This window comes from Micromonospora sp. NPDC005087, from assembly GCF_042872965.1.
Taxonomy (GTDB): domain Bacteria; phylum Actinomycetota; class Actinomycetes; order Mycobacteriales; family Micromonosporaceae; genus Micromonospora.
Window position 1 is genome coordinate 49653 of record NZ_JBIALB010000007.1, and the last position, 19053, is coordinate 68705.

15 protein-coding genes and 2 pseudogenes are annotated in these 19053 nt (G+C 71.2%); 6 read left to right on the forward strand and 11 right to left on the reverse strand.

Translation table 11 applies throughout. From position 1 onward, the window contains the following. Positions 1-52 precede the first annotated feature (52 nt). The 3 genes from ACFYPS_RS17965 to ACFYPS_RS17975 all read right to left on the reverse strand — a co-directional run bounded on the left by ACFYPS_RS17965 (position 53) and on the right by ACFYPS_RS17975 (position 9453). Complete coding sequence (locus ACFYPS_RS17965) at positions 53-6241, reverse strand: S8 family serine peptidase (RefSeq protein WP_387325619.1); 6189 nt, start codon at positions 6239-6241, stop codon at positions 53-55. A 14-nt stretch (positions 6242-6255) separates the two neighbouring features. Next, a complete protein-coding gene (locus tag ACFYPS_RS17970) occupies positions 6256-6417 on the reverse strand; it encodes a hypothetical protein (protein WP_354964284.1) in 162 nt (53 codons plus the stop codon). Positions 6418-6498: 81 nt separating this feature from the next. Then, positions 6499-9453, reverse strand: coding sequence for an AAA family ATPase (locus ACFYPS_RS17975; protein ID WP_354964283.1), 2955 nt, complete (start codon positions 9451-9453; stop codon positions 6499-6501). Positions 9454-9687: 234 nt separating this feature from the next. On the opposite strand from ACFYPS_RS17975, the pseudogene ACFYPS_RS17980 reads away from it, so the two are divergent. After that, positions 9688-9795 (forward strand): annotated as a pseudogene (locus tag ACFYPS_RS17980) (hypothetical protein); the annotation flags it as partial. Between the two features lie 196 nt (positions 9796-9991). Here ACFYPS_RS17980 and ACFYPS_RS17985 read toward each other — a convergent pair. Then, entirely contained in the window at positions 9992-10492 is a 501-nt protein-coding gene (locus tag ACFYPS_RS17985) for a GNAT family N-acetyltransferase (protein WP_354964282.1), read from the reverse strand. 75 nt (positions 10493-10567) lie between these two features. After that, the gene (locus tag ACFYPS_RS17990) at positions 10568-11029 is read right to left on the reverse strand and encodes a cyclic nucleotide-binding domain-containing protein (RefSeq protein ID WP_354964281.1); all 462 of its coding nucleotides are present in this window, start codon (positions 11027-11029) and stop codon (positions 10568-10570) included. Between the two features lie 309 nt (positions 11030-11338). Here ACFYPS_RS17990 and ACFYPS_RS17995 point away from each other — a divergent pair, with 309 nt between their 5' ends. Next, positions 11339-12220: a universal stress protein gene (locus tag ACFYPS_RS17995; protein ID WP_387325624.1), complete on the forward strand. Its 882-nt coding sequence runs from the start codon at positions 11339-11341 to the stop codon at positions 12218-12220. On the opposite strand, the gene ACFYPS_RS18000 is transcribed toward ACFYPS_RS17995, so the two are convergent. Further along, a complete protein-coding gene (locus tag ACFYPS_RS18000) occupies positions 12150-12848 on the reverse strand; it encodes an FMN reductase (protein WP_387325627.1) in 699 nt (232 codons plus the stop codon). The two genes, ACFYPS_RS17995 and ACFYPS_RS18000, sit on opposite strands and share 71 nt — an antisense overlap. Continuing rightward, positions 12845-13984 carry an LLM class flavin-dependent oxidoreductase gene (locus ACFYPS_RS18005; RefSeq protein ID WP_354964278.1) on the reverse strand — a complete coding sequence of 380 codons (1140 nt, stop codon included), beginning with the start codon at positions 13982-13984 and terminating at the stop codon, positions 12845-12847. The genes ACFYPS_RS18000 and ACFYPS_RS18005 overlap by 4 nt, the downstream gene beginning before the upstream one ends. A 173-nt stretch (positions 13985-14157) precedes the next feature. Here ACFYPS_RS18005 and ACFYPS_RS18010 point away from each other — a divergent pair. Together ACFYPS_RS18010 and ACFYPS_RS18015 are read left to right on the forward strand one after the other, a co-directional pair. Beyond that, a pseudogene (locus ACFYPS_RS18010) lies at positions 14158-14289 on the forward strand (DUF3224 domain-containing protein); the annotation flags it as partial. A gap of 47 nt (positions 14290-14336) precedes the next feature. Further along, positions 14337-14459, forward strand: coding sequence for a DUF3224 domain-containing protein (locus ACFYPS_RS18015; RefSeq protein ID WP_354964340.1), 123 nt, complete (start codon positions 14337-14339; stop codon positions 14457-14459). Between the two features lie 16 nt (positions 14460-14475). On the opposite strand, the gene ACFYPS_RS18020 is transcribed toward ACFYPS_RS18015, so the two are convergent. The 3 genes from ACFYPS_RS18020 to ACFYPS_RS18030 form a co-directional block, all read right to left on the reverse strand. After that, positions 14476-14742, reverse strand: a complete 267-nt coding sequence (locus tag ACFYPS_RS18020) for a ubiquitin-like small modifier protein 1 (RefSeq protein ID WP_354964277.1) — start codon at positions 14740-14742, stop codon at positions 14476-14478. A gap of 10 nt (positions 14743-14752) precedes the next feature. Then, positions 14753-15838: an exo-alpha-sialidase gene (locus tag ACFYPS_RS18025; protein ID WP_354964276.1), complete on the reverse strand. Its 1086-nt coding sequence runs from the start codon at positions 15836-15838 to the stop codon at positions 14753-14755. 85 nt (positions 15839-15923) lie between these two features. Beyond that, positions 15924-16559: a DNA-3-methyladenine glycosylase gene (locus ACFYPS_RS18030; RefSeq protein ID WP_354964275.1), complete on the reverse strand. Its 636-nt coding sequence runs from the start codon at positions 16557-16559 to the stop codon at positions 15924-15926. A gap of 99 nt (positions 16560-16658) precedes the next feature. On the opposite strand from ACFYPS_RS18030, the gene ACFYPS_RS18035 reads away from it, so the two are divergent. Together ACFYPS_RS18035 and ACFYPS_RS18040 are read left to right on the forward strand one after the other, a co-directional pair. Then, positions 16659-17084, forward strand: coding sequence for a DNA-binding protein (locus ACFYPS_RS18035; protein ID WP_354964274.1), 426 nt, complete (start codon positions 16659-16661; stop codon positions 17082-17084). 101 nt (positions 17085-17185) lie between these two features. Then, complete coding sequence (locus ACFYPS_RS18040) at positions 17186-17539, forward strand: MmcQ/YjbR family DNA-binding protein (protein ID WP_354964273.1); 354 nt, start codon at positions 17186-17188, stop codon at positions 17537-17539. Between the two features lie 46 nt (positions 17540-17585). Here ACFYPS_RS18040 and argH read toward each other — a convergent pair whose 3' ends face one another. After that, on the reverse strand, positions 17586-19049 hold the full coding sequence (gene argH / locus ACFYPS_RS18045) for an argininosuccinate lyase (RefSeq protein WP_354964272.1): 1464 nt from the start codon (positions 19047-19049) through the stop codon (positions 17586-17588). Positions 19050-19053 lie beyond the last annotated feature (4 nt).

The window sequence follows — 19053 nt, forward strand, 5'->3', positions numbered from 1 at the left end:
ACGATCCTTTCCGAGGAGGCTCTGACCACTGCTGGCGGATTGGTTGGCTATCTCATAGGCGCGGGTCCTCCTGGACCTTCAGGGCGTTGAGGATCGGGTCGCCCTCGCCGATCTCGCGGCGAAGCTCGACCTTCAGATCGCCACCGGCGTGCTCGACGGTGACCGCGTTCACGTCCGCGGTCAGCGCACCCGCCCTCGCCTGCACGTCGTGGTCGTGGAGCACGGCTTTGCCGTCGACCAGAACATCGAAGGCACGCTTGCCGGCCTTGACCTTCTCGATCTCCGCGAAGTCGAGGCCGATTCGGTACTTCCCGGCGGGCGCGTTCTTGAACACGTAGCTGAACGTCTCGCCGGTCCGCTGGGTGCGGAACAGCGCGTCGTCCTCCGTGCCGGCGATGTCGGCCTTGGTGGCACGCGCCTTGCCGCCGACGTAGCCCCACGGCCGCGAGCCGACCTCCTGGTCGGGCGACCAGACGAAGCCGTCGGCACCGACGTACCCGGATCCGCCCACGTCGACGCCCTTCCAGTAGGCGGAGGTCGCCAGGCGGACCGGCTTGAGCTGAGCTTCGCCCTTGCCGGCGTTCGACGCCACGAGCACGTCCCCGACGAGCACGCCGGGCTCGACGTCGGCGTTGTCGGCCGTCGCCGTGACCGTGGTGGACTCGCCGACCGCGAGCTTGACCGTGCCGGTTGCGGCCGCGCCCGTGAGGGTCAGCCACGGAAGGTCGGCGGCCTCGTGCCCGCCGTCGCCGGTGCGTTTCTGCTCGCTGATCCGCACCTCGAGCGGGGCGGAGCCGGTGTTGGTCACGGTCACGTCGGCCGTCGCCTTCTGGTCCGGGCCGACGAGCCAGTCGAGGTCACCTCCGGTGACGGTGGCGACGCCCGCGGTCAACGCCGTGTCGATCACCTCGGCCTGATCCTTCTTGGCGATGGTCACCGGGCGGCTGGCGGTGACATAGTTCGGCACCGAGACCTCCACGGTGTTCTCGCCGACCAGCGCCTGGGCCTTCCACCGGCCCTTTGCGTCGGCCGTGATGACCCGGTCACCGCTCGGCCCTCTGAGCGTGACGATCGCGCCCTCGATCGGCTTGCCGTCGTTCGCGTCGGTGACCGTGCCCTCGATCGTGCCCGACGCCGGGAGGGTGTACTCCAGCCCCAGGCCAGCCTTCAGAACGGGCTGGTTGAAGGAGTACTGGCTCGCGGGGTTGCGCGTCAGGCTCTCCAGGCCGACCGTCGCCGACGACCCGCGGGTGACGGGGTTGTCGCCGCCGACGCCGTCGCCGTACCCGATCTGGATCCGTCCGTCCTCGATCAGGGTGACCGAGAAGCTCACGCGAGCCGTCTGGTCGCTGTAGAAGGTGGCGTTGCGCCACTCGATGACCTCAGCGGCCAGCCCGTCCACCTCGGTTTTGCCGAAGTAGATGTCCGCCTGGTCGTCGACGACCAGGTCGTCCCAGAGCGGATAGATCGCGTCGAAGGCGTATGGCGACGGCAGCTCCGTGTTGTTCCCCACGGCGCTGGCCTGGTCGAAGATCAGCTGGCCGTTCGTCGTCACGCACACGCCGTCCCAGGCCGTGTCGTAGAACGGGAACAGGAAGCTCGAGTCGAACCACAGCACGCCGCAGACGTCATCGCCGTGCCACCCGGACACCTCCGTGCCCTGGCGGTAGAGCCCGTCGGTCACCTTCATCGAGTACGAGCGACCGGCGGGGGCCACCGGCACGGGGCCCGGCTCCGGCTGCTCGGGCTGGGGCTCCGGCTCCGCCTTGTCTGCGCGCGGGTCGAGCGTCACACGCAGCGCGGCAATGGTCGGGGCCCGTAGGCCCTTCGAGCCCCGCAGCTCCACGGTCAGCGGACCGCCCTCGTGCTTCACGACGGCGGTGCGCCAGTCGGCGGCGTTCGGCCCCACGGCCGCGGCCGGGTCGTACGCGTACTCCGTCAGCGTTCCGTCCACGAGGACGTCGAACACCCGCTTGCCCTTGGCCACCTTCTCGATCTCGGCGAACCCGAGATCGATCGCGTAGGTGCCCTTGGGCGCGTCGGGGAAGCTGTAGAACAGCTGCTTGTCCGGCGTGGTGCGCTGCGACTGGAACAGGGCGTCGTCCGTCGTGCCTTCGATCCCGGCCTTCGTGGAGGTGACCTTCGTCTTCCCCTCGTAGCCCCACGCCTTCTTGCCGGCGGCCTGGTCGCCGGACCAGGTGTAGCCGGAGCCGTCGGTGAACTCTGAGCCGCCGGCGTTGATGCCGACCTGGTACTTCGTGGTCGTGAGCGTCACGGGGACGTAGGTCTTGGACTGGCGTCCGGAGTCGGACCTCACCACGATGTTCGCGCCGAGGACTCCGGGCGTGGCGTCCTTTGAGGAGATCGAGACCTTGACGGTCGTCGACTCACCCGGGGCAAGGGTGCCGCCGGTCGAGGAGAGCGACAGCCACGGCAGGTCGGTGATCAGGTCGTCCTCGACGTCGACCAGCACGACGTCGTCGGCGACCTGGTCCGCGGCCCACAGCGCCCCGGTCGAGTCGGTCTCGAGGCCGCCGCCCTGGCTCACCTTCTGGCCCGGGAACCACCACGCGTTCACCAGCGAGCAGTCGTCGGGGTCGACCTGCAGCAGGCGGGTGGGCCTGTTCGAGGTGAGGTCGGTGTACCAGATGGTGTCGGACGCCTGGTTGTAGGCCAGGCCCATCACCTCGGGCAGCGGCGGCGCGCAGAAGGACAGCAGCGCACCCGCATTGTCGTGCGACGTCCCGGCGACCGTGCCGATCATGCCGTTCGCCCGGCCGCCGACGTAGAACACGTCCTCCGTCGGGTTGTAGGCGAGTCCGGTCAGCTGCAGCGTGGACCAGTCACCCTTGATCTGCCGGGTCTCCTTCCCGGTCTCCCGGTCGAAGCAGTGGATGTAGCTGGCCGGGCTGTCCTCCATCTGGCACATGTCACCGGTCTTGGTGTCGAGCGCCATGTCGAACGCCCGGTACGCGGGGTTCCACGACGCGTCGAAGACCTTCCCGGTCGGCTTGCCCGTCACCTTGTAGGCGGTGTTGGTCCGCGCGTTGTAGTCGTGGACCCAGACGTCGCCGTCGTACCCGACGCCGGAGGGCTCCTTCTCAGCGATCGTGCCCGGGATGGCGATCCGGGTGATGACGTCCCCGCCGGAGGTCGGGCCGACCTTGCCGGCCGCCTGTGCTTCCGCGGCCTTCGCCGTCGCAGCCTTGCCGTCGACGTTCGACGGCTTCATGCCGCTCGCACCGGCCTTCCACGTGGTGAGGTCGATCGTGCTGTCCGCACCCTTCCCGGTGCGCCCGGTGGCGCCGGCGTCGTCAAGGTCAGGGTGGCGCGCGGCCTCGCCCAGGTTGTACGTGAGTGGGGCGGAACCGTTGTTGGTCAGCGTCAGCGAGCCCACACCGTTCTGGTCGGTACCCAACAGCGCGTCGAGGCCGTCAGCCTTCAGGCCGGCGACACCCGTGGTCAGACGCGCGTCGATCTTGGCCTTCGCGTAGAGCTTGTCGAGGGAGAAGGGGTATGCCGCGGTCGTGTAGTTCGGCGCGTCGACCGTCATGGTGTAGTCGCCAACCGGAAGCTGGCGATGCACGATGCCGGTGCCGTTGGTCGTGACGGTCTCGACGAGCCCATTCTTGTTCGTGAAAGAGACCTTGGCCCCGGCCACCGGCAGCCCGTCGTTCTGGTCAACGACGGTCGCGTCGAGGTACCCGAAGTCAGGCATGTCGTAGGTGACGATCATCTCGTCGTGCAGCACCGGGGCGCTGTCGGAGAACCGGATGCCGTCGACGCCGGCCCAGCCCTGCATGCCGGTGATGGCGTGCGCGCCGGCGGTCACCAGGTCGTTGGTCCCGATGCCGTCGCCGTACCCGAAGATCACCGTGCCGGAGCGGGTGAGCGTGGCCGAATAGTTGACCGGCTCCGTGTACTCCGACCGGGTCGGATAGGCCCAGAGTTTGGCGTTGCGGAACTCGACGACGAACGCGTCCTCGCCGTTGACCTTGGTGGCTGCCGTGAAGACTCCCCCGCCGGGGGCGAACTCGACGGGGGTCTGGACGTAGAACGGGAAGATGCCCGCACCGCCGCTGCCGGGTCCGGTGCCGGTGTCCGGGGAGATCACGCCGCGCAGGCTGATACCGAGGGTGTCGTGGCTGCCGTTGTAGAGCGCGATCGGGAACGGCAGCTTCACCGTCGCCCACACGCCGCTGGTGAACGCGACCGGGTCGGTGCCGCGCAGGTACTCGCCTTCGGAGACGGCGCAGCTGTAGCCGCCCTTGTCGACGACGAGCCCGACGGGGATCTCGCGCGACTCGTTCTGCGCGCCGACGGTCAGCGGGACGGTCGTGGGCGAGTAGCAGGCGTTGGGCTTGATGTTCAGCGTGTACCCGCCCTCGGGGACAGCGGCGATCGTGAACGCGCCGTTGGCATCCGTGCGTACCGGCTTCAGCGGCGTGTCCTTGACAGAGACGTCGGCGTTCGGGACGGGCTGTTTCTTGTCGTCGACGACCCTGCCGCTGATGTCGTGCTTCGCGGCGGCCGTGAGCGGCAGCTTGACGGAGGTGTCCTGGCCGAGGGAGATCGTGACGTTGGCGGTCGCGGTCAGGTAGCCGAAGACCTTGGTGCTGAGCTGGTAGTCGCCGACCGGGAGGTTTGTCGTGAACCGGCCGTCCTTGTCGGTTCCGATCGACCGGCTGAACGGTCCGCTGATCGTCACCTCGGCGGCGGGGACCGGGGCGCCGTTGGCGGTGACGACACCGGTGAGGGTGCCGCCCTGCCGGGGCGCGAGCTCGAGCAGGCGGACGAGGTCGAGCCGGCCTTCGCCGTACTTGTTGTTGAAGGCGGCGGTGCCGCCGCACTCGGTGTCATCGACGTCGACGGCCGACTCGGCGAGCAGGCGGCGGGTCTCCTCGACCTGTCCGATGAGGGTCGGGTCATAGCTCCACAGCGCCGCGACGGCGCCAGCGAGGTGGGGAGCCGCCATCGATGTGCCGGACATCTCGGTGTAGCTGTTGTTCGGGTAGGACGACTGGACGGCGACGCCCGGAGCGGAGATCTCGGGCTTGATCTGGCCACCTTCACCCTCGCCCTTGCGGGAGAACGACGCGAGCGTGCCGCTCGAGTCGTACGCGCCGACGGAGTAGGCACTCTCGGCGGAGCCGGGCGAGGAGACGGTGTCGCAGGCCGCGTACGGCGTGGTGTTGCCCGATGACCAGGCGCTGAAGATGCCCGCGGCGCTCCAGGCCTCGTCGATGGCCTGGAAGAAGTCGTCGAAGTTGTGCTCGACGGTCTGGCCCCACGAGTTGTTGATGACGTGGGGGCGCTTGGACGGGTCAGGGTTGTTCCCCTGGACGTCGGTCGGGGCGAGCAACCACCAGCCGGACTGGAGCAACGACTCGACGCCGTTGCTGTCGCAGCAGCCGTTTGTCGCGATCCACTGCGCGTCCGGCGCGACGCCGACGTGGTTGGTGCCGTCGTCGCCGACCATGGTGCCCATGGTGTGCGTGCCGTGTCCGTTGTCGTCGCACGGTGCGCCGGTGCACGTGCCCCGGGTGGCCATCCAGTTGTAGTTGTGGTCGACGGTGCCGTCGGGCTTCGTGCCGCGGTACTGGTGCATCAGAGCGGGGTGGTCGAATTGGACGCCCGAGTCGAGGTTGGACACGGTGATGCCCGCACCGGTGGCTCCCATGGCCCAGGCCTGGGGGGCGTGGATGGCGTCCAGACCCCACGTGGCGGTGCCTGCCTCGGCGGCGGCCTTCGGGGCGGCGGGGCGGGCAGCCTGGTCAGCTGGGCTCTTCTCGTCCACGGGCTCGACCAGCGCGACCTGTGGCGACGCGTGGATCTTGGCGACCTGCCCGACCGAGGCGACGTCGAGCGCGAGCTTCTGCGTGCCGCCCTTGACGAGCACGGCGTTGACGAGCGGGTAGGACGTGTACTTCACGCCCGCCGCGTCGAGCTCGGCGGAGACGGACGCCGCGGAGGCCTTGGCCGAGGCCTTCAGCGCGTCGTAGACGAACTGACCGCGAGTGGTCCAGTCGGCGATCTTCTTCGCCGGCGCGAGGTCGGCCTTGGTGTCGAACGTGATCCAGAAGTCGGACGCCGGCTCCGTGCGGAAGCGGTCCTTCAGGTTCGACGCGATCTTGTTGGCGGCCGCGCCGGGATCCGGCTCAGCGGCGGACGCCGGTGATGGCTGGATCATGCTCAGGCCGACCGCTACGGCCAGCGAAGCCGCGAGGGCTTTGAGTCTCATATGGGTCCTTTGACCTACAGGGGTTGATAGGGGTCGTGGTTCTTGTGGTCGTCGGCACCGTCGGCACCGTCGGCGTCGGGGGCGTCGGGGGCGCTGACGCGCGGCTCGCGGGACAGCTCGGGTGGTGGCTGGTGCTCGATGGCGGAGTCGTCACGCGCGACAGGTCGCTCAGGCATGCATTGCCGTAGGGCTATGGATCATGGAGTCATGCTCGGGGGGGACGAGTGTCCGTCGCTATCCAGTGGATACGTCAATTTTCACGACGGGTCGTCGAGGGAGTCCTCTTCTGCGAACACTCCGGCCTCCACTGCCTTGACCGCGAGCGCGGTCCGGGAGGTCACCTTCAACTTGCGCATCGCCGCACGCAGCTGTTGATCCACCGTGGCCGGTGACTTGGCCAGAATCCGGCTGATCTCCCGGTTGGTCATGCCGGCGACAACCAGTCGGACCACGTCGAGCTCACGAGGTGAGAGCCGGTCGCCGTACCCCCGTCGACCGCCGCGCCACAATCGCGGGACCTCGGCGCCGTGTTCGCGAAGCCGCTGTGCGACACGGTCCGCATCGCCGCGGGCTCCGAGCCTGAACAGTTGCTCGTACTGTGCGGCCAGCAGCTCTCGGCCCTGTTCGATCTGGCCTTGCGCCACGAGTGCCTCGGCTTGACGCTCGCGGGCGAGCATGGCGTCGTAGGGGCGCGGCAACGCGTTCCAGGCGCGCGCCGCCCGGTCGTATGCCGTCGCCGCGCGGGCGTGGTCTCCGGCTGCGGCGAACAGCAGAGCACGGCATACGGTGAGGGCGGCGCGAGGCGCAGGCGCCGTACGGCCACGCAGTCCTCTGGCGAACTGGTCGCCCAGGCGTGCAGCGGCCTTCAGGTCGCCCGCGGCGAGGTGCGCCTCAATCCGGGCGGGGACGAGGTCCGTGGCCCAGACCCAGATGCCTTTTCTCCGGACGGTGTCCATCGGCTCGTTCGTGATCTGCAGCGCCCGGCCGCTGTTTCCGTCCGTCAGCCACAGTCTGGCCAGCGCAGCGGCGGCCTCCATCGTGTCGTCGGCTGCGCCGAGACGGGCAGACTCCTCGAGGACCAGCCGGAACTGCTCCTCCGCAGCGCGCCGCCGTCCGGCTGCGGCTGCCAGCCGGGCCGCGAGGCGAATGCTGCCGAGGTAGTACGCCGGCCGGTCTCGGTCGGCATCGGCGAGTGCCGCGCTTCGCTCCGCGAGACCCTCCCACCGGCCGGTGAGCCACGCCAGGTTGGCCTGTTCGAGTCGGACGTTGTGTTGCAGCCGGAACGCCTGCTCGGCCTCGGCAAGGCGCATGGCCACGGCGAGGTGTTTTTCCGCGTCGGCGTACCGACCCCAGATCAGTGCGCCGGTCCCGACATTTGCGTGGATGCGGGCCACGTCGAGACGCTCCGCCGAGGTCGCGCCGTCGATGGGCAGGTCAGCGACGACGTCCCAGGCCTCCTCGTCGCCGAGCATGAGCAATGCAGCGGCTTGGTTGCCGGCCAGGTTCAGCCGCTCTGCGGGAGAATCGAATTCGGCGGTCAGCTCAGCGGCGCGATCCAGCCAACGCCGATGGGTCGACGCCGGCCACGGTCCCGCATAGGCCCATCCTAGATAGGTCATTGCCCGAGCCGCCTCGACCGGGTCATGGTCGAGGTTGGCCACCGCTTGCTCGAGCTCGCTGAGTGCGGCCTGCGCCTCACCCCCGGTGATCAGGAGCCGACCCAGGGGGTTGCGGATCTCGGCCTGCTGGCGGGCGGAGAGACCGGGGGTCTCCAGCACCGAGCGCAAGGTACGGATCACGCGGTGGTAGACCTCGTCGACCGGTTCACGACGGCCCAGTGCGGCAACTCCGGCGATGCGCGCGACTCGTGCCCGATCCGTCGGCGGCAACACGGCCCACGACAACAGATCGACCAGCAAGTCGACCGCCTTGGTGTGGTCACCCGAGGCCATGGCCAGCTCGGCACCCTGCTCGGCGTACCGCGCCCAGGACTGCGTCTCGCCCGCCTCACGGAAGTGGTGGGCAAGGCGTGCGACAGGCGGCGGATGGATGTCCTCCAAGGCCCGGCCGGCCAGCAGGTGGAAGTGTCTGCGGTCGGTCAACGGGATCGCTTCGTAGACAGCCGTGGCGGCCAGCACATGCCGGAATCGCCACTGGCCGCGGTCGTCTCCGTCCAGGACGCCGGCGCTGGCCGACTCCGCGATAGCGCCGCGACACGCAGCTGGTGACAGACCGGCGGTCACCGCGATCGTGGCCACCGATGTCCGCTCAGCCAACGTCGCCGCCGCTCGCAACACCTGCTGCGCCGTCGGCGACAGACGGCCCACCCGCTCCCGGGTGGAGTCGCGCACCGTTGGCGGCACCTGTAGCTCGCGCAGCTTCAGCCGGACCCACTGTCCGTCGCGGAAGACCAGGTCGGCGCGGTCGCACATGAGGCGAACCGACTCCTCCAGCGCCAGAGGAACGCCACCGGTCCGCTCGTGCATGAACGTCGTGAACTCCTGCGATATCGGGTTGCCGTCCAACATCGAGGACACCAGCGCTGCCGTGTCGTTGGGTCGCATCGGCGCCAGGGCGATCCTCAGCTGGGTCACGCCAGCAGGCAACCGGGACGTCAGCCGCAGCAACAGCGATCCGACGTCCACCTCCTCCGGCCGATAGGAGATCACGAGGCTCGGCCCGTCCGATTGCTGTCGGGAGGTGACGAACAGCAGGAACTCCAAGGTCACCTCGTCGGCCCAGTGCGCGTCCTCGAGCACGAGAACGTCGACACGCAGGGCCCGCAGCAGCTCGTCCAGGGCGCGGAACAGGCGATGCCGTGCCGCCTTCGCATCGTCCAAGGGCGGCAGTGCGGGCGGCAGGTCCGAGGACCATTCAGGGAACAGGGGCCGTAACGCACCCGCAAGCTCGGTGAGCCGCAATCGCGACACCGGGCGGTCGATCCCACGGAACGCGTCGACGATCGGCCCCAACGTCAGCGACTCGCGAAGCGGTGGGCACACCGAGACCAAGGCAGTGCGCTGGTCCGGCGCGGCCAACCACTCTCGCAGCAGTCGGCTCTTCCCGATCCCCGCCTCGCCCTCTACCAGCACGATCGCCGGTGGCCGGGCCAAGGCGGCCCTGAGCGCCGCCAGCTCCCGATCACGACCCACGAAATCCGGCGTAGAAACCGTCGGTGAAGCCCGGTCGTCCTCGGGCGAGGGGTCGAGCATGCGTGATGATCTCGCTTTTCGATGCTCGTGCGCAAGTAGCATCGCGGCGACTGAAGGCCCTCGCGCTCGACCTGTGCGGCACCCCGCCGCACCCACACCTGTTCGCCAGCCTGCCCGACACCGGACGTCAGACGCTTCCCACCACCGCCGGATACAGGCCGGACCTATCGGGAGCTGACGCGGCAGGGCGCAGGCCTCACCGAGGCCCGGCGCCGCCGCGGCAAGACCGACGCCATCGATGCCGAAACAGCAGCTCGAGCAGTCCTTTCCGGCAGAGCTACCGCCCTCGCCAAGGCAGGCGACGGCCATGTCGAGCGGATACGGCTGTTCAAGCTGGCCAAAGCCTCGGCCACCAAATCACGAGCGCAGGCCATCAACCAGCTCAAAGCCGTCCTCGTTGACGCCGACCCGGCGCTGTGCGACTCGATGACCGGGCTCAGTAGCCCCAAGCTCATCCGCCGATGCGCCGACCTGGACCCGGGCCAGCCGGACATCACGATCATCACCGAGTGGCTCTGACCGGCTTATGCAACACGCCTTAGTGCCCACCCTGCTCAGGGGCGTCGGCGGGCAGCTCCAGCAGCCACTCCGCGACCTCGGCGCCGCGGCCGTTGGCGTACCCCGAGTCCTCGCCGACCACCACGAAGCCGCACTTGCGGAGCACCGCGAGCGACGCGGCGTTGTCCTTGGCGGCGCGGGCCCACACCGGCCGGGGCAGCTCGCGCAGCAGGGCGGCCAGGGCTGCGGTGGCGTAACCCCGACCCCAGCGGGTCGGGTCGATCCAGTAGCTGACCTCGGTGCGGTCACCCACCGGGAAGGCGGTGACGTGGCCGACCACCTCGCCGGCGACCTCGACGGTGCGGACCCGGTTCGCCGGGTCGGTGAGCACCCGCGCCCAGTGCCGGGCGAACTCGCGGTGGTCGGACGGGTCGACGGGGCCGAACGCGGCCATCCGGTTGGCCTCCGGATCCTGCTGGTGCAGGAAGAACTCGACGAGGTCGTCCTCGCGGACCGGGCGCAGCTGCACGTCGGAGGTCATCGGCCGAGGGTACGCGGCGGGACCTCCGGCCCGCCGACCGTACCGTCCGGCGGGGGTACCTGCGGACCGGTGCGTCTACTGACTCGGGTAGCCGTACAGCTCCAGCAGCCGGCCCCGCGACGCCTGGAGGCGGTCCACCACGACGGCCATGAACCGGAGGGTGACCTGCCGAGCCAGGGCATCATCGGATTCGATCAGCCGCCGAACACCCTCAGCCGCGAACTCGAGCGTCGTGGTGCGGCGCACCGCGACCGCGCCGAACTGCCACCGGTACGGCGGGAAGATCCAGGACCAGCCGAGCACTCCGCCCGCGCCGATGGGCTCGATGCCGACGTCGCCCCGACCGGGCACCGGGAAGTCCAGCGCCACCTCTCCACCGGAGATCAGCCAGAACCGTTCGGCCGGCTGTCCGGCGCGGAACACCCGGTGCCCGGGGTGCCACACCACCGGTCGGGCGTACCCGGTGAGTCTCGGCAGCCACTCCTGCGGCAGGCCGGCCAGGAAGGGATGCTCCCGGAGCAGATCCAGTGGGGTCATGGTGCGGTCCCTTCCGTCGCGGCGATCGGTCCCTGCTCCATCCGACTCCTTTCGGGTACACCGCGCGAGGGCCATTGGTCCCGGGCCCCACGGGCGCAACGCCTCTGCCGTGCGTGATTCCGCGGCGGGAGGGTGGGACGAGGCGGGATCCTTCCGCTGTTCCCTCGTCCGCGCCGGCCCCTTCCCGGCCGGCGCGGACCCACGCCGGACCGGGCGTGACACCGCGTCCTGCGCCGGCCAGACGGCGCGTCCCGGCACCGCGGCGGTGGTGCGCGGTCGACAATGACCTGACCGACCCTGGGAGTGCCGATGAACCGACCTGTCGTGGTGGGTGTGGACGGATCGCCGTCCAGCCTCGTCGCCGCCGAGCACGCGGCCCGCGCCGCCCTGCTCCGGGCCCGGCCGCTGCTTCTGGTGCACGGCTACCTGCACCCACTCGGGTACGGCGTGCCGCTCAACCCGTACGACCTCGGGGTGCCGGCGCCCTCCGAGGAGGCGCAGAAGATGTTGGAGCGGACGGCGGCCGACCTGACCGACCGCTGGCCCGGCCTCACCGTCGAGGTGCGCCAGATCGCCGGCGGCCCCGGCGCGACGATGGTCGAGGAATCCCGCCGGGCCGAGCTCGTGGTGGTGGGCAGCCGAGGGATTGGCGGGTTCGCCGGCCTGCTGCTCGGGTCGGTCGGCGCGCAGGTGGCCGCGCACGCGCACTGCCCGGTGCTGGTCGTGCGCCCGGATGAGCAGCCGATCCCGATGGACGCGCCGGTGCTGGTCGGCGTGGACGGGTCGGAGTCGTCCCGGCTCGCGGTGGGGTACGGCGCCGACGAGGCGGCACGTCGCGAGGTCCCGCTGGTGCTGGTGCATGTCAGCCCGGCGGCCGGCGACCGGTCGGTGCCGGACGGGGTGGAGGAGTCTCAGGCCGCGTACCAGGCCGAGGCGGTGCGGCTGCTGGCCGACGCCTCCCTCACCGTTCGGGCGGAGCATCCTGGCCTGCTGGTGCGAGAACATCCGGTCCGGGCGGCCGGGCCGGCCCAGGGGCTCATCGAGGCGAGCGGCACCGCGTCGCTGCTGGTCGTGGGCACCCGGGGCCGGCACGGATTCATCGGAATGCTGCTCGGCTCGGTCAGCCAGGCGGCGATCCAGCACGCGCACTGCCCGGTGCTGGTGGCGCACCCGTACGACCGGGCGGGGTGACCGGGGCGTCGTCGGCCCGGCCGAGCATCTGCAGGAAGTCGGTGGTGAGAGCGAACGGGTCGGCCGGGCCGGTGGCCGGTAGTCGACGCTCGACCTGGTCGGCCAACTCCCCGGCCGCACGTCTGATCCGGGCCCGCAGCGCGCCGTCGGCGGTGCCGTCGGACCAGTCCTCCGGGGCGGCGAAGACCGCCGTGGGGACCACGACCGCCCGCAGGTAGCTGAACATCGGGCGGACGGCGTGCTCCAGCGCCAACGAGTGCCGGGCGGTGCCGCCGGTGGCCCCGATCAACACCGGCCGGTCGACCAGCGACTCGGCGTCCAGCACGTCGAAGAAGGACTTGAACAACCCGTTGTACGACGCGCTGAAGATCGGGGTCACGGCGATGATCCCGTCAGCACCGGTCACCGCGTCGATGGCCCCGCGCAGTGCGGTCGGCGGGAAACCGGTGAGCATGTTGTTCACCACGTCGTGGGCGTACTCCCGCAGGTCGACGACGCGCAGCTCCACCTCGGAGCCGCGCCGGACCAACTCGTCGCGGGTGGCCGCGGCGAGCTGGTCGGCGAGCAGCCGGGTCGACGAGGGCTGGCTCAGCCCCGCGGAGACCACGGCCAGGGTGCGGTGGGTCATCGCGCCACCTCCGGCGCCTTGCCCGTCACGTCGTCGACGGCGTGGACGGTTTTGTCCTTGGCGCCGCCCGCCGTGGCGACCAGCGACGCGTGCGTGGGCGCCTCCGGCACGTGCGCCGGACGCAGCGCGGCGAACTCCTTGCGCAGCACCGGCACGACCTCCTCGCCGAGCAGGTCGAGCTGCTCCAGGACCGTCTTGAGGGGCAGCCCGGCGTGGTCCATCAGGAACAGCTGCCGCTGATAGTCGCCGACGTACTCCCGGAAGCCCAGCGTGCGGTCGATGACCTGCTGCGGGCTGCCCACGGTCAGCGGGGTCTCCCGGGTGAACTCCTCCATCGACGGCCCGTGGCCGTAGACCGGGGCGTTGTCGAAGTACGGACGGAACTCCCGGACCGCGTCCTGCGAGTTGCGCCGCATGAACACCTGCCCGCCGAGGCCGACGATGGCCTGGTCGGCGGAGCCGTGGCCGTAGTGCGCGTACCGCTCGCGGTAGAGCTCGATCATCCGCTGGGTGTGCTCCTTGGGCCAGAAGATGTGGTTGGCGAAGAAGCCGTCACCGTAGTACGCGGCCTGCTCGGCGATCTCCGGGCTGCGGATCGAGCCGTGCCAGACGAACGGGGGCACCCCGTCGAGCGGGCGCGGCGTCGAGGTGAACGACTGCAGCGGAGTGCGATGGCGCCCCTTCCAGTCGACCACGTCCTCGCGCCACAGCCGGCGCAGCAGGTCGTAGTTCTCGATCGCCAGCGGAATGCCGGCGCGGATGTCCTTGCCGAACCACGGGTAGACCGGGCCGGTGTTGCCACGGCCCATCATCAGGTCCACCCGGCCGTCGGCGAGGTGCTGGAGCATCGCGTAGTCCTCGGCGATCTTCACCGGGTCGTTCGTCGTGATCAGCGTCGTCGCGGTCGACAGCAGCAGCCGCTCGGTACGCGCCGCGATGTAACCGAGCATGGTGGTCGGCGACGAGGGCACGAACGGCGGGTTGTGGTGCTCGCCGGTGGCGAAGACGTCCAGACCGACCTCTTCGGCCTTCAACGCGATGGCGACCATCGCCTTGATCCGCTCATGCTCGGTCGGCTCCCGACCGGTGGTCGGGTCGACCGTGACGTCGCCGACGGTAAAGACTCCGAACTGCATGACCAGCTCCTCGCGTGACTACCGGGTCCGTCGTGGTACCCGAACATTGCGCACAACTTATTTGACGGCGCAACTATTCCGCTGGCGGACGGTTCCCCGGTGGCGCCGGTCACGTCCGCGGCCGGTCACGCCGCCCGGAACGTGACGGAAGGTGTCAGTCACTCGGGGACGGCATGACCGAACGCGCCGGGGGGGCCACCAGCCGCACTCGGATCCTGATGTGCCGCACGCCGGTGGAGACGTCGGCGGCGTACGTGGGGTTCGAGCGGTTGACCGGCTCGCTCGCCGGCCGGGTCGGCGGTTTCGTGCTGCACCACGGTCCAGGCCAGGGCCAAGCCGTCGCCGTCGCCGCCTGGCCTGGACCGTGGTGCCGGACTCGGGCACCGGCGAGCTGCGTGGCCTGCGCGGCGGCGGGCAGATCATCGGTGGCCCGGACGGCGGCCACGCCTGCCTGCTCGACTACGACCTGACCTGACCGCCGCCCGGCCGGCTCAGCCGCCGGCGACCGAGGGCAGCACCTGCACCTCGGCGTCATCGCCGACCGGGGTGGCCAGCCCGCCGGAGTGCCGGCAATCCTCCCCGTCGACGTAGACGTTGACGTAGCGACGCAACTCGCCGCGCTCGTCGCGGATTCGCCGGGCCAGCCGCGGGTGGTCGGCGGCCAGTTCGTCGAGGACCGCCCCCAGCGTCCCGGCCGCGGTGACGCTCAACCGGCTGGCGCCGCCGGCCTCGCCGCGCAGCGGACCGGGCAGCAGCACGGTGACCACCTCACACCGCCGCGGCCCGGACGCTGAGCACGTCGGGCAGGTGCGCCGCCACCAACGACCAGGAGTCGCCCTCGTCGCGACTCGCGTAGACCTCGCCGGAGCGGGTGCCGAAGTAGACCCCGCCCGGGGTGGCGTCGTCGGCGCACATCGCGTCGCGCAGCACCGCCGGGTAGAACGGGCCCTCGGGCAGCCCCACCGACAGCGGCTCCCACTTGCCACCGGCGTCCGCGGAGCGGAACACCCGGCAGCGGTGGTCGGTGGGGAACCGCTCGCTGTCGGCTACCAGCGGGAACGTCCACACCGTCCCGGCACGCCCGGGGTGGGACACCATCGCGAAGCCGAAGTCGCTGGGGAGCCCGTCGGCGATCGAGGACCAGGTGCGGCCGTCGTCGTCGGAGCGGTAGACGCCGTGGTGGTTCTGCGCGTATAGCCGCTCGGGGTTGCCGGCGTCCCGCGCGACCTTGTGGACACACTGGCCGAACTCCGGCCACTCGTCGGGCATGAAGTAGGCGCGGATGCCGGTGTTGCCCGGCGCCCAGCTCGCCCCGGCGTCCTCCGAGCGGTAGACCCCGCCGGTGGACATCGCGACCAGCAGCCGAGCCGGGTCACGCGGGTGGGGCAGCACGGTGTGCACGGCCTGGCCGCCGAAGCCGGCCCCCCACTCAGGGCGGTGCGGATGGTCCCAGAGCGACCGGACCAGCTCGAAGCTGCGGCCACCGTCGGTGGACCGGAACAGCGCCGAGGGCTCGGTGCCGGCCCAGACCACGTCCGGCTCGTCGGGGCCGGCCGGCATCAGCTGCCAGACCCGCCCGAGGGTCGCGCCCGTGTCGGCCGGGAAGGCGACCGGGGCCTGGTCGGGCTCGTCCCACGAGGCGCCGAGGTCGTCGCTGGTGGCCACGCTGGGCCCGAAGTGTGAGCTGGTCACCCCGGCGAGCAGCCGCGGGGTGGGGCGGCGGGTGTCGACCGCGACCGCGTAGACGCCGGTCATCGGGAAGTGTGGGCCGGTGATCTCCCAACTGCGCCGGTCGTCGGCGCTGGTGGCGAGAAACAATCCCTTGGCCGTGCCGATCGCGAGCAGCGTTGCCATGACGTCCTCCGAACCGTCGGTGAGCAGGTGCGGTGATTATGGCCACACCCCCCGACAGATTCGCCAGGGCACACGCCGTGGTCGCTCAGCGCCGGGCGCGGGGCACGTGCCGGCGGTACGCGCTGACCGTCGGGTCGCCGTCCAGCCAGAACCGCCACGGCAGGTCGTGCGCTCCGGTCACGCCGACCCGTGGACCGGCGGCGACCGCCTCCGCCGGCACCGGTCCCGCCGGAGGGCGCAACCGGACCGGCCCGTCGCCGAGCAGGTACCCGCCGTACGCGGCGCGGTCGATGCCGAGCGTGGCGCAGAGCCGAGCCGGCCCCCGGGCCAGGTCCACGTCCCGACGTACGGCCGGTCGGCGGGCCCGTGCCGTGTCCAGCCCGTCGACCACCGCGCCGGCGCGCAGCAGCACCGCGGCGGCCTCCCCCTCGACCCCGGTGACCACGTTCATGCACCAGTGCATGCCGTAGGTGAAGTAGACGTAGGTGTGCCCGGCCGGCCCGAACATCACGGCGTTGCGCGGGGTGCGCCCGCGGTACGCGTGTGAGGCCGGGTCCCCGGCCGTGCCGGCGTACGCCTCGACCTCGGTGATCCGGACGGTGACCCCGCCGGCGTGCAGCAGACAGCCGAGCAGCCCGCGCGCGGCCGGCAGCAGCGGGCCGGCGAGCAGATCCGCCAGCGTCGCCAGGTCGGCGTCACGGTCACCGGGCAGCAGGTCCATGGCCCGACGGTACCCAGCCCACCGCCCGGTCGCCGCAGCCGGGCGCAGGTCTTTCAACAATCTGTTGACAAGGCCTCGTTGATGGGTTGTGATCGGGGTATGACGACGAACGACCCGTTCACCGCGCCGGACCCGGCCCGCGCCCGCACCCACCGCACCCACGAGGCGCTGCAACGGATCAGCGAGCGGCACGCCGGCACCGAAGCCCGACGAGGGCGTTGGGCCCACCCGTACGTGCTGGATCCGTGGGAGGCGGTGGCCCTGGTCACCGCGCTGGCCGCGGGCGGGGCCGAGCGCGAGCCCACGGAGGAGCCGGTCGACGGCGCCGACCTCACCGCCGCGCTGACCCTGCTGCCGCACGTCCGCGCGGAGCTGGACGCCCTGGAGGCCGGCCTGTTGACGCTGGCCCGCGACCGAGGGCTGACCTGGCAGGCCATCGCGTACGGGCTGGGCCTGGGCAGCGCGCAGGCCGCCCGGCAGCGTTACGAGCGGGTCGCCGCCCGCTCGGCCGACCAGACCGGCTGACCCCGCCACCCCTCAGAGGTGGCGACCCGACCGGCACGGCGCGCGCCGACCAGCGGCCGGGCGGGCAGACTGTGCGCACGACGATTCCGGGAGGAGGCACCATGGAGCGCGCGGAGATGCTGGCGTACTGCCTTGCCAAGCCGGGAGCGTGGCTGGACCGGCCGTGGGAGGGCGACGAGGTGGTGAAGGTGGGCAGCCGGATCTTCGCGTTCCTCGGCAACGGGGACGGCAACCCGACCATCGGCGTGAAGTGCGGCCCGACCCGCGAGGTGGCCGACGAGTGGCTGCACCGGCACCCCGACGACGCCCGGGTGATGGCCTACATCGGCCGGTCCGGGTGGAACACGCTGCGCCTGGACGGCGGGATCGACGAGGAGGAGCTCTCCGAGGCCGTCGACGCGTCGTACGACATGGTCGTCGCCAAGCTTCCGAAGCGGGAGCACCCGACGGCCTGAGCCGGCCGCGGCGCCGGAAGCGGGCAGCTCCGGCGCCACGGCGAGATCAGCGCGGGACGACCCGCTCGGTGGCCCACTCCCGCCAGCCGACCAGCCGGTCCGCGGCGGCGGCGAGCTGGTCGGCGACCGGCCCGGGGCCGGTCGAGCCGGGGGTGGTCCGGGCCGCGAGGGCCGAACGGACCGAGAGCACGTCGCGCACCGACGGGTCGAGGTGGTCGCTGACCGCGGCCAGATCGGCGTCGGAGACCTCCTCCAGCTCGCAGTCCCGGACAGCGCAGAGCGCCACCAGACGTCCGGTGATCTCGTGCGCGTCACGGAACGGCACGCCCTTGCGGACGAGCCAGTCGGCCACCTCGGTGGCCAGCGAGAAGCCGACCGGCGCGGCGGCCACCAGACGGTCCACGTGGACCGTCATCGTGGAGATCATTCCCGCCAGGGCCGGGAGCAGCAGTTCCAGCGTGTCGACCGCGTCGAAGGCCGGCTCCTTGTCCTCCTGCATGTCCCGGTCGTAGGTCATCGGCAGACCCTTGAGCATGGTCAGCACGGTCATCAGCCCGCCGACCAGCCGACCGGACTTGCCCCGGGCCAGCTCGGCGATGTCCGCGTTCTTCTTCTGCGGCATGATCGACGAACCGGTCGCGAACGCGTCGTCCAACTCCACCCAGCCGAACTCGTGCGAGGTCCAGAGCACCACCTCCTCGCCGAGCCGGGACAGGTGCACCCCGATCATGGCGGTGGTGAAGAGGAACTCGGCGACGAAGTCCCGGTCGGCGACGGCGTCCATCGAGTTGGCGAACGACGTGCGGAAGCCGAGCTCCTTCGCCACCGCCACCGGGTCCAGCGGCAGCCCGGAGCCGGCCAGCGCGCCGGCGCCGAGCGGACTGATCGCCGCGCGGTGGTCCCAGTCGCGCAGCCGCTCCAGGTCGCGCAGCAGCGGCTGTACGTGGGCGAGCAGCCAGTGCCCGAAGGTGACCGGCTGGGCGTGCTGAAGGTGGGTCATGCCGGGCGCGGCGGTGTCGACGTGCCGCTCGGCCTGCTCGACCAGCGCCTCGGCCAGCTCCACCAGCCGGCTGGCCACACCCCGGGCGTGGTCGCGCAGGTAGAGCCGCAGGTCCGTGGCGACCTGGTCGTTGCGGGACCGGCCGGCGCGCAGCTTGCCCCCGAGGCTGCCCAGCCGCTCCAGGAGCCCGCGCTCCAGCGCGGTGTGCACGTCTTCGTCGTCAACGGTGGGCCGGAACGACCCGGACGCGCAGGCGGCCTCCAGGTCGTCCAGGGCCGCCAGGATCCGGCCCAGCTCCTCGGGGTCGAGCAGGCCGGCGCCCGCCAGGACCCGCGCGTGCGCCCGGGAACCGGCGATGTCGTACGGGGCCAGGCGCCAGTCGAACTGCACGCTCACCGACAGCCGGGCGAGCGCCTCGGCGGGACCGCCGGCGAACCGGCCACCCCACAGGCTCGTCCGGTTGGTGGCGGCGCTGTTCTCGGTCAGGCTCTTGTCGTCCACGCCGCCCATTGTG

Excerpts from the sequence above, each read along its gene's own strand:
- ACFYPS_RS18030 (WP_354964275.1), bottom strand. The coding sequence starts at position 16,559 with ATGGACCTGCTGCCCGGTGACCGTGACGCCGACCTGGCGACGCTGGCG.
- ACFYPS_RS17965 (WP_387325619.1), bottom strand. The coding sequence starts at position 6,241 with ATGAGACTCAAAGCCCTCGCGGCTTCGCTGGCCGTAGCGGTCGGCCTG.
- ACFYPS_RS18025 (WP_354964276.1), bottom strand. The coding sequence starts at position 15,838 with ATGGCAACGCTGCTCGCGATCGGCACGGCCAAGGGATTGTTTCTCGCC.
- ACFYPS_RS17970 (WP_354964284.1), bottom strand. The coding sequence starts at position 6,417 with ATGCCTGAGCGACCTGTCGCGCGTGACGACTCCGCCATCGAGCACCAG.
- ACFYPS_RS18005 (WP_354964278.1), bottom strand. The coding sequence starts at position 13,984 with ATGCAGTTCGGAGTCTTTACCGTCGGCGACGTCACGGTCGACCCGACC.
- ACFYPS_RS17995 (WP_387325624.1), top strand. The coding sequence starts at position 11,339 with ATGAACCGACCTGTCGTGGTGGGTGTGGACGGATCGCCGTCCAGCCTC.
- ACFYPS_RS18040 (WP_354964273.1), top strand. The coding sequence starts at position 17,186 with ATGGAGCGCGCGGAGATGCTGGCGTACTGCCTTGCCAAGCCGGGAGCG.
- ACFYPS_RS18035 (WP_354964274.1), top strand. The coding sequence starts at position 16,659 with ATGACGACGAACGACCCGTTCACCGCGCCGGACCCGGCCCGCGCCCGC.
- ACFYPS_RS17990 (WP_354964281.1), bottom strand. The coding sequence starts at position 11,029 with ATGACCCCACTGGATCTGCTCCGGGAGCATCCCTTCCTGGCCGGCCTG.
- argH (WP_354964272.1), bottom strand. The coding sequence starts at position 19,049 with ATGGGCGGCGTGGACGACAAGAGCCTGACCGAGAACAGCGCCGCCACC.
- ACFYPS_RS17975 (WP_354964283.1), bottom strand. The coding sequence starts at position 9,453 with ATGCTCGACCCCTCGCCCGAGGACGACCGGGCTTCACCGACGGTTTCT.
- ACFYPS_RS18000 (WP_387325627.1), bottom strand. The coding sequence starts at position 12,848 with ATGACCCACCGCACCCTGGCCGTGGTCTCCGCGGGGCTGAGCCAGCCC.
- ACFYPS_RS17985 (WP_354964282.1), bottom strand. The coding sequence starts at position 10,492 with ATGACCTCCGACGTGCAGCTGCGCCCGGTCCGCGAGGACGACCTCGTC.